Source organism: Streptomyces albireticuli (assembly GCF_002192455.1).
Taxonomy (GTDB): Bacteria; Actinomycetota; Actinomycetes; order Streptomycetales; family Streptomycetaceae; genus Streptomyces; species Streptomyces albireticuli_B.
This window is the reverse complement of sequence record NZ_CP021744.1, coordinates 5,422,596-5,437,853: the sequence shown is the minus strand read 5'-3', so window position 1 is coordinate 5,437,853 and position 15,258 is coordinate 5,422,596. Positions and strand designations below refer to the sequence as shown.

Annotated in this window: 12 protein-coding genes and 1 riboswitch; of the genes, 6 read left to right on the top strand and 6 right to left on the bottom strand. The window is 76.9% G+C overall.

Annotation, left to right across the window (positions count from 1 at the left end):
• Nucleotides 1–70: 70 nt before the first annotated feature.
• From SMD11_RS23515 to SMD11_RS23495, 5 genes are all read right to left on the bottom strand, one after another.
• Complete coding sequence (locus SMD11_RS23515) at nucleotides 71–1,798, bottom strand: ABC transporter ATP-binding protein (protein WP_087928320.1); 1,728 nt, start codon at nucleotides 1,796–1,798, stop codon at nucleotides 71–73.
• A 147-nt stretch (nucleotides 1,799–1,945) separates the two neighbouring features.
• Nucleotides 1,946–2,068: a SapB/AmfS family lanthipeptide gene (locus tag SMD11_RS23510; RefSeq protein WP_087928319.1), complete on the bottom strand. Its 123-nt coding sequence runs from the start codon at nucleotides 2,066–2,068 to the stop codon at nucleotides 1,946–1,948.
• A 32-nt stretch (nucleotides 2,069–2,100) separates the two neighbouring features.
• Nucleotides 2,101–5,019 carry a class III lanthionine synthetase LanKC gene (gene lanKC, locus SMD11_RS23505; RefSeq protein WP_087928318.1) on the bottom strand — a complete coding sequence of 973 codons (2,919 nt, stop codon included), beginning with the start codon at nucleotides 5,017–5,019 and terminating at the stop codon, nucleotides 2,101–2,103.
• A gap of 274 nt (nucleotides 5,020–5,293) precedes the next feature.
• On the bottom strand, nucleotides 5,294–5,527 hold the full coding sequence (locus SMD11_RS23500) for a ferredoxin (RefSeq protein ID WP_087928317.1): 234 nt from the start codon (nucleotides 5,525–5,527) through the stop codon (nucleotides 5,294–5,296).
• Entirely contained in the window at nucleotides 5,527–6,987 is a 1,461-nt protein-coding gene (locus SMD11_RS23495) for an aldehyde dehydrogenase (RefSeq protein ID WP_087928316.1), read from the bottom strand. Before SMD11_RS23495 ends, SMD11_RS23500 begins: the two co-directional genes overlap by 1 nt.
• Nucleotides 6,988–7,250: 263 nt before the next feature.
• Here SMD11_RS23495 and SMD11_RS23490 point away from each other — a divergent pair, with 263 nt between their 5' ends.
• The 6 genes from SMD11_RS23490 (at nucleotide 7,251) to SMD11_RS23465 (ending at nucleotide 14,653) form a co-directional block, all read left to right on the top strand.
• Nucleotides 7,251–8,288, top strand: coding sequence for an MBL fold metallo-hydrolase (locus SMD11_RS23490; protein WP_234366144.1), 1,038 nt, complete (start codon nucleotides 7,251–7,253; stop codon nucleotides 8,286–8,288).
• A 7-nt stretch (nucleotides 8,289–8,295) separates the two neighbouring features.
• A riboswitch (cobalamin riboswitch) is annotated at nucleotides 8,296–8,417 on the top strand.
• Between the two features lie 207 nt (nucleotides 8,418–8,624).
• Nucleotides 8,625–9,893, top strand: a complete 1,269-nt coding sequence (locus tag SMD11_RS23485; RefSeq protein ID WP_087928314.1) for a prenyltransferase/squalene oxidase repeat-containing protein — start codon at nucleotides 8,625–8,627, stop codon at nucleotides 9,891–9,893.
• A complete protein-coding gene (locus tag SMD11_RS23480; protein ID WP_087928313.1) occupies nucleotides 9,890–10,582 on the top strand; it encodes an SCO2322 family protein in 693 nt (230 codons plus the stop codon). Before SMD11_RS23485 ends, SMD11_RS23480 begins: the two co-directional genes overlap by 4 nt.
• Nucleotides 10,579–12,105, top strand: a complete 1,527-nt coding sequence (locus SMD11_RS23475; RefSeq protein ID WP_234366143.1) for an energy-coupling factor transporter transmembrane component T — start codon at nucleotides 10,579–10,581, stop codon at nucleotides 12,103–12,105. Before SMD11_RS23480 ends, SMD11_RS23475 begins: the two co-directional genes overlap by 4 nt.
• Entirely contained in the window at nucleotides 12,102–13,796 is a 1,695-nt protein-coding gene (locus SMD11_RS23470; protein WP_087928312.1) for an ABC transporter ATP-binding protein, read from the top strand. Before SMD11_RS23475 ends, SMD11_RS23470 begins: the two co-directional genes overlap by 4 nt.
• Nucleotides 13,793–14,653 carry an ECF transporter S component gene (locus tag SMD11_RS23465; protein ID WP_087928311.1) on the top strand — a complete coding sequence of 287 codons (861 nt, stop codon included), beginning with the start codon at nucleotides 13,793–13,795 and terminating at the stop codon, nucleotides 14,651–14,653. Before SMD11_RS23470 ends, SMD11_RS23465 begins: the two co-directional genes overlap by 4 nt.
• On the opposite strand, the gene SMD11_RS23460 is transcribed toward SMD11_RS23465, so the two are convergent.
• Complete coding sequence (locus tag SMD11_RS23460) at nucleotides 14,640–15,128, bottom strand: GNAT family N-acetyltransferase (RefSeq protein WP_087928310.1); 489 nt, start codon at nucleotides 15,126–15,128, stop codon at nucleotides 14,640–14,642. The two genes, SMD11_RS23465 and SMD11_RS23460, sit on opposite strands and share 14 nt — an antisense overlap.
• Nucleotides 15,129–15,258: the final 130 nt, after the last annotated feature.

Sequence of the window (15,258 nt, the reverse complement as noted above, 5' to 3'; positions counted from 1 at the left end):
GGCGGCCGCGGTCGGGCGGGCAGAGGTGCCGCTCCCGTCCGCGGGCGGGCCGGGGCGCCCCGGGCGGGGGTCACCGCGCGCCGAAGAGCGCCCGGTACTCCGGGTCGCGCCATAGGTCCTCGTGGGTGCCCGTCGCGCGGAGGCGGCCGTCGGCGAGCCAGGCGACGCGGTCGGCCCGGGCGGCCGTCGAGGCGCGGTGGGCGACGACGAGGCGGGTGCGGGTGGTGGTGCCGTGGAGGGCGCGGGTGACCTCGTGTTCGGTGAGGGTGTCGAGGCTGGACGTCGCGTCGTCCAGGATCAGGACGCGGCCCGCGTGGGCGAAGGCGCGGGCCAGGCCCAGGCGTTGGGACTCGCCGCCGGACAGCGGAGCGTCCTCGCAGGGCGTGGCGTAGCCGAGCGGCATGCGGCGCACGAAGCCGTCCGCGCACGCCGCGCGGGCGGCTTCCGTGACGGCGTCGGGTCCGGGGTCGAAGACGCCGAAGGCGATCGTGCCGCCGATCGTGCCGCCCAGCGGGGCGGGCCGGGCGAAGGCGTAGCCGACGGCGCGCCGCAGGGTGTCGTGGCCGAGCTCGCGCAGGGGGACGCCGTCGAGCGTCACCACCCCGGCGGCCGGGTCGGCGAGCCGCCCGGCGAGCTCCGCGAGCACCGACTTGCCGGTGCCGGAGCGGCCGACGACGGCCAGGGACGTGCCGCCCGGCACCACGAGGTCGACGTCGCGCAGCACCGTCCGCCCGCCGCGCTCCGCGCTGACGCCGCGCAGCTCCAGGGTGCCGGCGCCGGCGGCCGGCAGTTGGCAGTAGCCGTGCGCCGTGGCGGGCTCTGCCAGGACCTCGGCGACGCGCCCCGCGGCCGTACGGGCCCGGACGATCGCGCTCACGTGGCCGACGAGCACGCCGACCCCGGTGGCGAGCACCGCGTAGCGCGAGGCGGCGAGGAGGTCGCCGACGCTGAGCGCCCCCTGGGTGAGGCGCAGGCCGGCGACGGCCAGCACGGTGATCTGGAGCAGCGGCACGACCGTGACGGCCTGCGCGGCGGCCCGGCCCTGCACCCGCCACATGCGGTGCCCCTGGTGGGACAGGCCGGGCAGCGGGGCGAGCACGCGGGCGGTCTCCCGCCGCGCGGTGCCGGCGGCCGCGATGGTCCGGGCGCCGCCGACCGCCTCGACGAGGCGCCCGGCGATCTCTCCCTGGAGCCGCTGGTACTCCGCCGCGCAGTCGCCGGAGGCGCGGGCGAAGGCCCGCAGCAGCAGGGCGAGCAGGGGCGCCCCGGCGAGGAACCCGACGGCGAGCCAGGGGTCGATGAGGCCGAGCGCGAGGACGCCGCCCAGCGGGGCGGCGACGGCGGCGGCGGATCCGGCGAGCGTGCCGGGGGCGGTGCCGACGTCGGCGGCGTTGCCGACGAGGCGGGTGACGAGGTCTCCGGGGGCGAAGCGGGCGGTGGCGCGGGGCCCGGCGGCGAGGACGTGGGCCAGCAGGCGGTGGCGCAGCCAGGCCGTGGTGCGGGCTGCGGTGGTGCCGGAGAGCACCTCGTCGAGGGCGTCGAGCGCGGCGGGGGCGCAGACGAGGCCCGCGCAGAGCAGGACCCAGCGGGTCGCCTCGGCGCCGCGCCGGGCGAGGAGGAGGTCGAGGGTGTGGCCGAGGGCGGCGGGCAGCAGCAGGGTGGCGCCGGTGGCGGCGACGGCGATCAGGGCCAGGGCCGCGGCGCGGGCGGCGCTGTGCCGGGTCGCGTCGAGCAGGATCCGGTCGCCGGGGTGCCGCTCGCCGGGCGCTCCGGCGGGGGCGGTACTGGTCTGTGCCATGGGGTCGTCGCAGCCCTCGCTGTCGATGCCGTCGGCACTGCCCGTGGACAGTGCCGTCGATGCCGCCGGTGCCGTCGGTACTGCCGGTGGGACCGGACGGGCCCCGTGAGGGTGCCCGCCCGGTCCCTGGTGTCTACCGGCTCCGTGTCACAGGCAGAGCGCGACGCTGGCCGTGCTCCAGCAGAGGAGAAGGCTCACGTTGCTGCCTCCGCCGCCGTGGCCGCCGCCGTACTCCTCGGAGTCCATGTTCTGAAGGTCGAGAAGGGCCATGGTCTTTCCTTTCATGGGGACGGATGGTGGTGCTACGGCTCCGTGCGGAGCCGGTCCTTGGGCGCCCTCAGGGGCGGCAGGAAGGGGAGTTGCGGCGCCGGGCCGCCGGGGGCGCCGAGCGCGGCGCCCAGGGCCAGCAGGACGCCCGCCGTTCCGGTGGCGAGGTCCATGGACAGCCGCATCATCTGGCTGCCGGGGAAGGCGAGTTCCCCTTCGTAGGCCATCGCGTACCAGGACAGTCCGCGGACCTGGGTGGCCAGGTGCTCCGCGGTGACGCCGGGTGCGGTCGTGCGGCCGAGGTGCAGGACCATGCCGGCGCGGCCCTGGAGGAGGCCGGGCTGGACGTAGAACCGCGAGCGCGCGGCGCGGAGGATGCCCGTGCGGGCCTCGGCCAGCGCCGGGTCGGCGGCGGTCCCGCGCCGGGCGGCGCGGTCGAGGAAGTCGTCGAGGACCATGCCGACGCCGACGCTGCCGTCGCCCAGGTAGGGCATCGTGCGCCAGCCCTCGTCGACCTCCAGGGTGCCGTTGGGGGTCGTGACGCAGCGGGCGAGGTCGGCGCGCAGGGCCCGCTCGGCGAGTTCGAGCAGGGCGGGGGCCCCGGTGCGTTCGTGGAGCCGGAGGAAGAGCAGGGCGGGGCCGCTCGCGCCGTGCATCAGGCCGGCCCGGCGGCGGCCGGCGGCGGGGGACGCGAGGTCGGCGGCCAGCCGGTCGGCGAGGAGCTGGGCGGCTTCGACGGCCTGGTCGTGGAGCTGCCGCTCGCCGGTGGTCCGGGCGAGGTGGTCGAGGGCGAGGCCGACTCCGGCCAGGCCGCTGTGGAGGTCGGAGGTGAGCCGCTGCCACTTCTCTGCGAGGACGGTCGCGGCGAGGTCGAGGGCGCGCCGGGTGTGGCCGAGCCGGTCGAGGACGCAGGCGACGCCGGCGACACCGTCGTAGAGGCCGAGCGGGGTGCCCGGCGGCAGCGGGTCGGTGTGGTCGAGGAGCCAGCGCTCGCCCCGCTCGTAGCGGTCCGCGCCGGTCTCGGCGAGGGCGTGCAGCACCCCGGCGGCGCCGTGCGCGAGGCCGAGCCCGCCGCCGTCGCCGAACTGCGCGATGTCGCCCGGGAAGAGCCGGTCGGCACGGTCGGGGGTGGCGGAGGCGAGGATCGCCCGCGCCATCGAGTCCCGGCTGCGTGGCCAGTCCCCGGGCGCGGGGTGCGCTCCCGCGCGGGGGCGACGGGCGGCGGCGGGCACCGCGGCGGAGCCGGCTCGCCCGTCCGCCCCACGGCGGGTGGCCGTGCCCGCGTGGACGCCACGGCCGGGGTCGCTCCCGGAGCCGCCGACGGCTCCACCGCCCGTACCGGAGCGGGTCCCCCCGGGCGCCCCACGGCCGCCGGCCGTACGCACGTCACCGTGGACGCCGCTGCCGGAACCCCCGGCGGCACCGCTGCCCGCGCGCCCGCCCGCGCCGTCGTGGGCGCCACGGCCGGGGCCACCGCCGGCCGCCCGGCCGCCCGCCCCTTCCCCGGCGATCTCCGCCACGGCCTCCGCCAGGAACTCCTCCGGCACCTCGGGGAACTCCTCGGCGATCACCTCGGCCAGATGGGCGGCCTTGCCGCGGTCGATGGCGAAGAGCATGGTCACCGGCAGGAACAGCGCCAGCCGCAGGCACGCCAGGGCGTAGCGGTCGACCTCGGTGCCGGTGCGGTCCGGCGGGGCGACGAAGCCGGGGTGGGCGACGATCTGGCGGCCGTGCTCGGCGGCGGGGGCGGCGGCCTCGAAGTCGATGAGGGTCACCGAGCGTTCGTCGGGGGCGACCATGATGTTGAACATGTGCAGGTCGTTGAAGACCACTCCCCTGGAGTGCACCAGGGCCACGGCCTCCTCGACCGCGGCGTGGACGCGCAGCGCCCAGGCCGTGTAGTCGGCCACGGCGGTGGTGGCCGGGGTGGCGGCGATCAGGGGGTGACGCTCGGAGAAGTAGGAGTTGAGGAGGCGGCCCTCGACGAAGTCCATGACGAGGAAGCTGTGCTCGCCGAGGGTGAACCAGTCACGCACCTCGGGAGCCACGCCGAGCCCGGAGAGCTTCTCCAGGGCGGCCCGCTCGCGCTCCAGCCGGGCGACGGCGTCCGCGCCGTCGGCGGCGAGGCCGGCGTGCGGCCGGGCCTCCTTGAGGACGACCTTCCGGCCGTCGCGGGTGTCGGTGCCGGCGTAGACGCCGCCGCCGTTGGAGAAGTGCAGGGCCTTCTCGATGCGGTAGGGCAGCTCGCCGACCGTGGTGGCGTTGCGGGCGGCGAGGTGGGGCTCCAGGAAGGCGGGCAGCGTCACCCAGTCGGGGACGTGGAACGCGGGGTCGCGGCGGTCGGGCACCAGCCGCCCTTCGCCGTCCTCGATCGCGGGGACGAGCGTGCCGCGCGCGTCGACGCAGAACCGGCGGGCGAAGGCGCCGTAGCGGACGTAGAGCGGGCCGTCGTGCCAGCGGAGGTCCGTGAGGACGTACGGGCCGGGCCTGCCGCCGACGACCTCGTGCAACTCGGTGAGCGTGGCGTGGAGTTGCTCCTCGTCCTTCGGGTAGACCGTGACGAACTTTCCGCTGTGGTCGCGCCCCGCGTATTTGCTGTTGCGCAGGTGCAGCAGGTGCGGGGCGGGGACGAACTTGAAGGGGATGCCCCTCGGGACGCAGTGGTCCCAGACGGCGGCGGCGGTCTTCTCCGCGCTCGCGGCCGTCGCCGACACGTGGATCTTCCAGCCCTGGGGCGGCTGCCCGGGGCGCGGGGCGCCGTCGGCGTCCACGGGCGTGAGGTGCAGCCAGTCGCCGGTGCGGGAGGTGTGCCAGCCGGCGGGCACCGGGCGGCGGGCGGTCTCGTAGAACCCGCCACCGGCCTCCGGCGCGCCGCCGGCCGGGAGGGACAGACGGTCCGGGGTCTCGTAGAAGTGCCTGTCCGCCAGGCAGTAGACCTCGTACCGCTTGTCCATCGGTTCCCCCCTCGGCTCCGTTGCGTCGAGATTTCCACGCCGTTGAGAGGCGAACCAGTCACACATGTCATGAACAGGCAGTGCGGAACGCATGAGTAACCAGGCGCGGACGGATCCGTCCCAGGTCAGCGGCCCACCACCCGCCGACGGGCCACCGGGCCGGTCCCGCGCGGATCACCGGACGGCCCCGAAGCCGGTCGCCGGACGGCCGCGCGCGGATCACGGGGCCGGCGGCGCCCGGCCGCCGCCCCGCCCCCGTTCGGCACCCCACCCGTCACTCCGGCGGCGGGAACACCGCCTCCCCCGTGTCCGCGAGTGCGATCGCGATCGCCTCGACCGGGCACATCTCCGCCGCCTCACGCACCCGTTCGGACTCCCCCCTCGCGCCCGGCACCGGGTGGGACCTGCGCGCCGGATCGAGCCGGAAGGCCTCGGGGGCGAGGCCGGCGCACAGCCCCGAGCCGACGCACACGCGCCGGTCCACCGTGACGCGCCAGCGCTCGGCCATCAGCCCTCCCCGTGCCCGGCGGGCAGGTGGATCATCTTGTGCTCCTGGTACTCGGCGAAGCCCTCGGGGCCGAACTCCCGGCCCAGGCCGGAGTTCTTGTAGCCGCCGAAGGGGCCGAGCATGTCGAGGCTGAAGGTGTTCACCGAGTACGTTCCGGTGCGCACCCGGCGCGCGATGTCCAGGCCGTGCTCGACGTCGCGGGTCCAGACGCTGCCGGAGAGCCCGTAGTCGGAGTCGTCGGCGATCCGGACGGCCTCCTCCTCCGTGTCGTAGGGCAGCAGGCAGATGACCGGCCCGAAGATCTCCTCGCGGGCGATCCGCATGGTGTTGCCGACGTCGCCGAACAGCGTGGGCTCGACGTACCAGCCGGTGTCGAGCCCGGCCGGGCGGCCGCCGCCCGCGAGCACCTTGGCGCCCTCGCGCCGCCCGAGCGCGATGTAGTCCAGCGAGCGCCGCCGCTGCCGCTCCGCGACCAGCGGCCCGACCTGGGTGGCCGGGTCGAGGGGGTCGCCGACGACGAGGGCGCGGGCCGCGGCCGCGAACCGCTCGGCGAGCTCGTCGTAGTGGACGCGCGGGGCGAGGATGCGGGTCTGCGCGACGCAGGCCTGGCCGTTGTTCATCCAGGCGCTCGGCACGATGCCGGCGACGGCCGCGTCCAGGTCGGCGTCGGGCAGGACGACGGCCGCGGACTTGCCGCCCAGCTCCAGCGTGACCCGGGTGAGGTGGCGGGAGGCGACCTCCATGACGCGCTTGCCGGCCGCGACCGAGCCGGTGAAGGAGACCTTGTCGACGCCGGGGTGCCCGACCAGGTACTCGCCGGTCTCCGGTCCGGCGGGCAGGATCGACAGCACGCCCTCCGGCAGCCCGGCCGCGGCGACGATCTCGGCGAGCAGATACGCGTCCAGGGGCGTCTCCGGCGACGGCTTGAGGATCACGGAGCAGCCCGCCAGCAGGGCGGGCGCCAGCTTGGCCGCGGCCACGAACTGCGGCACGTTCCAGGGGACGACCGCCGCGACCACCCCGACCGGCTCGCGCCGCACCACCAGCGGCCCGAGGACGCCGCCGCGCCGCTCCTCGTAAGGGATGTCGCGCGCGACACCGATGGCGCAGTCCCACACCATCATCGCGCCGAGCGCCTGCGCGAGGACGCTCCAGGAGTAGGGGGAGCCGTTCTCGGCGGAGATGGTCCGGGCGAGCTCCTCGTGGCGGGCGGCGATCCCGTCCTTGATCCGGGTGACGACCTCGATCCGCCCGGCCAGCGGCAGGCCGGCCCAGACGCCGGAGTCGAAGGACGCCCGGGCGGCGGCCACGGCCCGGTCGACGTCCTCGAAGCCGGCGTGCGGTACGCGTCCGATGACGCGCTCGGTGTGCGGCGAGACGACGTCGATGGTGTCCCGGCCGGCCGGGTCGGTCATGGCGCCGCCGATGAACAGCTGCCCGTACTCGATGAGTTCGCCCATTGCCCGGTGCCTCCCACGGGCGGGCGGTGCGCCCGCCCAGTAGATCCGACGCGGCTCGGCGCCGGCCCCGACGCCGATCTGACGCAGCATCAGAACTGATAGCAGTTCTCGTTATAGTGGGCAATGGCCGCCGTGCGGCGGTGACGGGGGAGGTGCCCATGGCGCACGTGCCGGACGTACCGCGCACACCCGCGACGCCAGGACCACCCGGGCCGCCCGGGACACCGGGGCCGCCCGGAACGCCCGCCCCGCCCCCACCCCCGGTGACCGACCACGGCGGCGGCGTGTGGTCCGTCCCCGTCCCGATCCCCGGCAACCCCCTCGGCCACACGCTCGTCCACCTCCTGGACACCGGCCGCGGCCCGGTCCTCGTCGACACCGGCTGGGACGACCCCGCCTCCTGGGACGCCCTCACCGCGGGCCTGGCCGCCTGCGGCACGTCCGTGGCGGCGCTGCACGGCGTCCTCGTCACCCACCACCACCCGGACCACCACGGCCTGTCGGGCCGGGTGCGCGAGGCCTCCGGCGCCTGGATCGCGATGCACCCCGCCGACACGGAGCTGGTCCGCCACCTGCGCGGGACGCCGCCCGGCGGCTGGATCGACCTGCTCGCCGGGAAGCTGACGGCGGCCGGCGCGCCCGCCGGGCACGTGGCGCGGCTGGAGGCGGCGCGGGCCGCCGCCCGGGAACTGCCCGGGCGGCGGGCGGCGCTGCCGGACCGCGAGCTCGTCCACGGCGAGCTGCTCGACCTGCCCGGCCGCCGGCTGCGCGCCGTCTGGACCCCGGGGCACACCCCCGGCCACGTCTGCCTGCACCTGGAGGAGGCCCATCCGCACGGCGGCGCGGGCAACGGCCGGCTCTTCTCCGGCGACCACCTGCTGCCGGGGATCACCCCGCACGTGGGCCTCTACGAGATCTACGAGCCCGCCCGCGCCCCCGGCGAGGGCCCCGCCGACCCGCTCGGCGACTACCTCTCCTCCCTCGCGCGCGTCGCCGCCCTGGACCCCGCCGAAGTGCTCCCCGCCCACCAGCACGCCTTCACCGACGCCCCCGGCCGGGTGCGGGAGCTCCTCGCCCACCACCGCGCCCGGCTCGCCGAGCTCCGCGCGCTGCTGGGCACGCCCCGGACGCTGTGGCAGCTCACCGCGTCCATGGCGTGGAACCGCCCCTGGGACCGGATCCCGTACGCCTCCCGGAACATCGCCGTCGCCGAGGCCGAGGCGCACCTGCGCCACCTCGTCGCGCGGCGGCAGGCCGAGGCCGTGCCGGGCAGCCACCCGGTCGCATACGTGGCGGTATGAGCACGGTGTAAAGGGACGGCTAAAGTGTGCGTGACAACTTCATCCCGCCGCGGAACGGGGAAAGACCGGTGCGAATCCGGCGCTGACCCGCAACCGTGACCACGGCCCGCCCCCGCGGCCGGCCGTGCGAGCCGGACCACCCGGTCCCTGGCGGCAAGGCTTCCGGAGCCGGTCGCGCCGCCCGTCGGCGCCGCCCGGCCCACCGGCACCGTCGAGGTATACGGAGCCGCGCCCGGTGCCACCGCGCGGACCTCGCGGCGGAGCTGCCGTGCGGGGCTGCGCACCCTCCCTGGCGGGCCGGCCACCGCAGTGACACCCACCGAGAGGCACCGACCCATGGCCCCCTCCCTCGCCGTCCCCGCGCGCCGTGGCGCCGCGGCCCTGGCCGCCGCCGCCGTGCTGAGCGCGGCCATGGCTCCCGCCGCCTTCGCCGACGCGTCCCCGTCGCCGAAGTCCGGGCTGTACGGCACGACCGACCCGAAGTTCGACGGTGTCTTCCGGCAGTCCCTGGCCTTCGTGGCGCAGGACGCGGTGGGGGTCAGGCCCGCGAAGTCCGCGGTCGACTGGCTGACCGGGCAGCAGTGCGCGGACGGTGCCTTCCCCGGCTACCGCGCGGACACCTCGAAGGCGTGCGACCCGCAGAAGGAGGAGTTCACCGACGCGACGGCCGCCGCCGTGCAGGGTCTGGTGGCCGCCGGCGGGCAGGGCGACGCGGTGAAGAAGGGCCTCGACTGGCTCAAGGCCCACCAGAACGCCGACGGCGGCTGGGGCTACCAGGCCGGCAGCCCCAGCGACGCCAACTCCACCTCCATCGCCGTCGGCGCGTTCGCCGCCGCCGGGCAGGACGCGGCGAAGGCCGCCGTCAAGGACGGCAAGAACCCGGTCGACGCCCTGCTCACCTTCCAGCTCGGCTGCGACGCCAAGGAGGAGGAGCGCGGCGCCTTCTCGTACCTGAAGGACAAGGACGGGCTGCGCGCCGACAACCTCGCCAGCGCGGCCGCGGGTCTGGCCACCCGGGGTAAGGGCTTCCTGGTCGACCCGGTGAAGAAGGACGCCGACGCGCCGGTGAAGCCGCTGTCCTGCGAGGGCGACGACAGCGCCCGGCCGAAGGACGCCGCCGCGGCGGCCGAGGCCGTGGACGGCTACCTCACGGCGGTGCTCGACAAGAACGGCGGCTACCTCCTGCCGTCCATGCCCGGCGCCCCGGCCAAGCCCGACCAGGGCAACACCGCCGACGCCGTCATCGCACTGGCCGCCGGCGGCCACCGTACGGCCGCCGAGAAGCCGCTGAAGTGGCTCGCGTCCAAGGAGAGCGGCACGGCCGCCTGGGCCGACAAGAACCCGGGCAAGCTCGCCAAGCTGGTGCTCGCCGCGCACGCGGCCGGCGCCGACCCGCGCTCCTTCGGCGGCGCCGACCTGGTCGCGCAGCTGAACGCGACGGGCCCGGCCCCGGAGGCCGCGGAGTCGGCCGGGGAGAAGAAGGACGACGAGAAGAAGGACGACGACGGGGGCTTCGGCACCTGGTGGATCGTCGGGATCTTCTTCGTCGCCAGCGTCGGCGCGGGCTTCCTGATCAGCGGCCGCAAGAAGAAGCAGCAGCTGTGACGCGGGGACGCGGCGCGCGCGCCCTCGGCACGCTGCTCCTCGCCGGGCTGCTCGCGGCGCTCGGCGCCGCGCCCGCCCAGGCGGCGGGCTACCGCTACTGGTCGTTCTGGGAGAGCTCCGGCGACGGCTGGGCGTACGCCACGCAGGGCCCGTCCACGGCGCGGCCCGGCGACGGCTCCGTCATCGGCTTCCGGTTCGCCGTCAGCGAGGACTCCAAGGACGCCGCGAAGCCGCGCGCCGAGGCCGACTTCGACGCGGTGTGCGAGGACACGCCGGAGAAGGACGGCGGGAAGCGGGTCGCGGTCGTCGTCGACTTCGGCACGCCCGCCGACGCGCCCGGGGGCGAGACGCCGCCCGCGCAGCGGACGGCGTGCGCCCAGGTGACGAAGGACGCGAGCGCCGGCGAGGCCCTCGCGGCCGCCGCGAAGCCGCTGCGCTACGACTCGTCGGCGCTGCTGTGCGGCATCGCGGGCTACCCGAGGTCGGGCTGCGGTGAGCAGGTCGGCGCCGGGGAGCCCAAGAAGGAGAAGGGGAGCTCCACGCCCGCCTCCCCCGGGGCCACGGAGAACGCCGGGGACTCCGGAGGAGACGGCGACGGCGGTCCCTCGGCCGGTCTGATCGGTGGCGTCGCCGCCGTGGTCGTGCTCGGTGCCGCCGCCGTGTGGCAGGCGCGCCGCCGTCGCGGATGAGCGGACGGACCCCGCCGCGCCGGGGCGGCGACCGCGCCGCCGCGCCGGCCGCCGCCCCGCTGACCGGCCGCGCCTCGGCGCTGCACGCCGGCGCGTGGTGGGTGTGGGCCCTGGGCCTCGCGACCGCCGCGTCGCGCACCACGAACCCGCTGCTGCTCGGCCTGCTGATCGGCGTCGCCGGGTACGTGGTGGCCGCGCGGCGCACGGACGCGCCGTGGGCCCGCTCGTACGGGGCGTTCCTCAAGATCGGTCTGTTCGTCATCGGGATCCGGCTGGTCTTCGCCGTGGTGCTCGGCTCGCCGATCCCGGGCACGCACACCCTCGTCACCCTGCCGGAGGTGCCGCTCCCGGACTGGGCGAAGGGGGTGCGGATCGGCGGCCGGGTGACCGCCGAGGGGCTGCTCTTCGCGTTCTACGACGGGCTGAAGCTGGCCACGCTGCTGATCTGCGTCGGCGCGGCGAACGCGCTCGCGAACCCGGCGCGGCTGCTGAAGTCCCTGCCGGGCGCGCTGTACGAGGCGGGGGTGGCGATCGTCGTCGCGATGACGTTCGCGCCGAACCTGGTGGCGGACGTGCAGCGGCTGCGCGCCGCGCGCAGGCTGCGCGGGCGCCCGGACCACGGCCTCAAGGCGCTGCTCCAGGTGGGTCTGCCGGTGCTGGAGGGCGCTCTTGAGCGTTCCGTGGCGCTGGCGGCGGCGATGGACGCCCGTGGCTACGGCCGTACGGCGCGGGTCCCGCGCGCGGTGCGGCTCACGACGAACGTCCTCACCCTGGGCGGGCTGCTCGGCGTCTGCGCCGGGACGTACGGCCTGCTGGCCGACGAGGGCGCGGGCTACGGCCTGCCGCTGCTCCTCGCGGGCCTCGCCGCCGCGCTGGCCGGCCTGTGGCTGGGCGGCCGCCGCTCGGTCCGCACCCGCTACCGCCCGGACCGCTGGGGCACCCGCGCCTGGCTGGTGTCGGGCTCGGGCGCGGCGGTGGCGGCCCTGATGATCTGGGCGAACGGGTACGCCCCCGCCGCCCTGCACCCCCCGGCGGTCCCGCTGACCGCGCCGGACCTGCCACTGTGGCCGGCGGTGTCGGTCCTGCTGGGCCTGCTCCCGGCCGTGGTGGCCCCGGCACCGGTCCGGGCCACCGCCGGACCGTCCACCGGGCCTGACGGCCCGTCCGGACGCGCCCGCCGCCCGGTGGCGAGCTCCCGCGGGCGGGCGGCCCACGTGACGGGAACCCGGGCGGACGCCGCCGCACACCGGCGGAACCCTGCCGAAGGCCCGGTGACCGACCCCGCCGGCAGCGCCGCCCCCGTCGGCCGCACGGACAGCCCACCGGCCCCCGAAGGCCGTACGGAGGGAGCCCGCTCCACGCCCGGGGCCGGGCCCCGCGACACCGCCGCGGCCGGCGTGCCCACCGGCCCCCGCCCGACCGGCCGGCCGGCGACGGCCACCGGTGACGGCGACGCCGCCGCCCCCGCCGCACCCACCACTCCCCCGGGCCGCGAGCCCGGCCGCAAGGAGGCCCCTCAGTGATCCGGTTCGAGCAGGTGTCCGTCTCGTACGACGGGGCGGGCGCGCCCGCGCTGCGCGGGGTGGACCTCACCGTGCCCGAGGGGGAGCTGTGTCTGCTCGTCGGCCCGTCCGGGGTCGGCAAGTCGACGCTGCTGGGCACGGTCAGCGGCCTCGTACCGCACTTCACCGGCGGCACCCTGCACGGCCGGGTCACCGTCGCGGGCCGCGACACCCGCACCCACCGGCCGCGCGAGCTGGCCGATGTGGTGGGGACCGTCGGGCAGGACCCCCTGGCCCACTTCGTCACCGACATCGTCGAGGACGAGCTGGCCTACGGCATGGAGTCCCTCGGTCTCGCGCCGGGAGTGATGCGCCGCCGCGTCGAGGAGACCCTCGACCTGCTGGGGCTGGCCGCGCTGCGCGACCGCCCGATCGCCACCCTGTCGGGTGGTCAGCAGCAGCGGGTGGCCATCGGCTCCGTGCTGACCACCCACCCCCGGGTGCTGGTCCTGGACGAGCCGACGTCCGCCCTCGACCCGGGCGCCGCCGAGGAGGTCCTGGCCGTGCTCCAGCGCCTGGTGCACGACCTGGGCACGACGGTGCTGATGGCCGAGCACCGGCTGGAGCGCGTCGTGCAGTACGCGGACCAGGTCCTCCTGCTGCCCGCGCCCGGCGCGGCCCCGGTCCTCGGCGACCCCGCCGCGCTCATGGCCGTGTCGCCGGTCCAGCCGCCGGTCGTGGCGCTCGGGCGGCTCGCCGGCTGGTCCCCGCTGCCCCTGTCCGTACGGGACGCCCGCCGCAGGGCGGCCCCGCTGCGGGAGCGGCTGGCTCCGCTGGCGCCACCGGCCGGGCCGGACGCCTCACGGGACGGCGCCGCAGGCCCGGCCGGACGCCCCGCCGCGCCGCGCCCGCGCGGCGGCTTCCTGCGCCGGTCCCCGCGCCCGGCGTCAGGCGGACCCGCCGAGGTCACCGGCCTCGCCGTCCGGCACGGCCGGGTGGTCGCGCTGCGGGACATCGGCCTGTCCGTACGGGCGGGCGAGACCGTCGCGCTCATGGGCCGCAACGGCGCCGGGAAGTCGACGCTGCTGCGCACCCTGGTCGGCATGCACCGGCCCGCCGCCGGGACCGTGCGCGTGGGCGGGGTGACCCCCGGGGACACGGCGCCCGCGGAGCTGCTGCGCCACGTCGGCCTCGTCCCGCAGGAGCCGCGCGACCTGCTGTGCGCCGACACGGTCGCGGCGGAGTGCGCGGCGGCCGACGGCGACGCGGGCGCGGCGCCGGGCACCTGCCGGACGCTGGTCTCGGAGCTGCTGCCGGACGTGGCCGACGCGACCCACCCGCGCGACCTGTCCGAGGGCCAGCGGCTCGCGCTCGCCCTCGCGATCGTGCTGACGGCCCGCCCGCCGCTGATCCTGCTGGACGAGCCGACCCGCGGCCTCGACTACGCGGCCAAGGCCCGCCTGGTGGAGATCCTGCGCGGCCTGGCCGCCGGCGGCCACGCGATCGTCCTGGCCACGCACGACGTGGAGCTGGCGGCTGAGCTGGCGCACCGGGTGGTGGTGATCGCCGACGGCGAGGTCGTCGCGGACGGCCCGACGGCGGAGGTCGTGGTGGCGTCCCCGGCGTTCGCGCCGCAGGTGGCGAAGGTCCTGGCGCCCTTGCCGTGGCTCACGGTCCCGCAGGTGCGGCGGTCTCTGGAGGCGACGGCATGACGGAGCACGGGGAGGTCCGCGAGGCGGGCGGCGAGGTGAAGGTCTCCGCCGACCGCCAGGCGCGGGCCGTCCGGCTCGGGCCGAGGTCCGTGGCCGCGCTCGTCCTGGTCTCCGCGATGGGCGTCGCCGCCTTCGGCTGGCCGCTGCTCGCCGACGCGTCCTCCGGGCTCGCCCACTCCAAGGACGCGCCGTGGCTGTTCGCGGCGCTGCTGCCGATGCTCCTCGCGGTCGTCGTCGCGACGATCTCCGACACCGGGCTCGACGCGAAGGCCGTCGCCATGCTCGGTGTGCTCGCGGCGGCGGGCGCGGCGCTGCGGCCGCTGGGCGCGGGCACGGCGGGCATCGAGCCGATGTTCTTCCTGATGGTGCTGTCCGGCCGGGTCCTGGGCCCCGGCTTCGGCTTCGTCCTGGGTTCCGTCTCGATGTTCGCGTCCGCGCTGCTGACCGGCGGGGTCGGGCCCTGGATGCCGTTCCAGATGCTGGCCATGGGCTGGGTGGCGATGGGCGCCGGCCTGCTGCCGGGGCCGGACCGGCTGCGCGGCGCCCGCGAGCTGGTGCTGCTCGCCGGGTACGGGGCGGTGGCGTCGCTGTTCTACGGCACGGTCATGAACCTCCAGGGCTGGCCCTACATCGGCGCCCTGGCCACCGGGGTCTCGTTCGTCCCCGGTGACCCGCTCCCGGAGAACCTCGGCCGTTTCGTGGCGTACTGCCTGGCGACCTCCCTGGGCTGGGACCTGCCCCGCGCCGTGGTCACGGTCGTCGCCACCCTCACGCTGGGCCCGGCCGTGCTCAAGGCGCTGCGCCGGGCGACGCGGCGGGCGGCGTTCGACGCTCCGGTGGCGTTCAGGGACGCGTGAGCGCCGCCGCCCCGCGCGCGTCGCGGTCACCGGCGCCGAGGTCGAAGACCAGCTCCGGCCGCTGCCAGGTGATCGCGGGCGGGATCGTGGGCGACCAGCCGACGCGGACGGCGCCGACGCTGCGGTAGAAGCCCTCGGACGGCGGGTGGGAGGTCACCTTCACCCGGGTCAGCCCGGCGGCGCGGGCCCGCTCCTTCATGTGCGCGGCGAGGCGCCGGCCGACGCCGAGCCCCTGGGCGGCGTCGGCGACGAACATCAGGTCCAGCTCGGCCGCGTCGAGCAGCAGGGCGTAGAAGCCGAGCGGCCGGTCCTCCGCGTCGGGGACGAGGAAGACCTCGTGCGCGGTGACGTACTCGGGTGTGACCACGTAGTCCGCCACCATCGGGGCGTACGCGCCCCGGTACGCCCCCGAGCCCTGCACCAGCTCCGTGAGCCGCTCCGCGTCCGCCGCCGTCGCGCGCCTGATCGTCTCCACCGCTCCCCCGTCATGTAAGAGATCTACTTCGGAAGGGAGTATTACCGCTCCGGTGGGGCGGGGCACAGGACCTTCGTCACACACGGCCGCCCGTAGCGCCCGGCCCACGGCCGCCGGAGGCCGGAGGCCG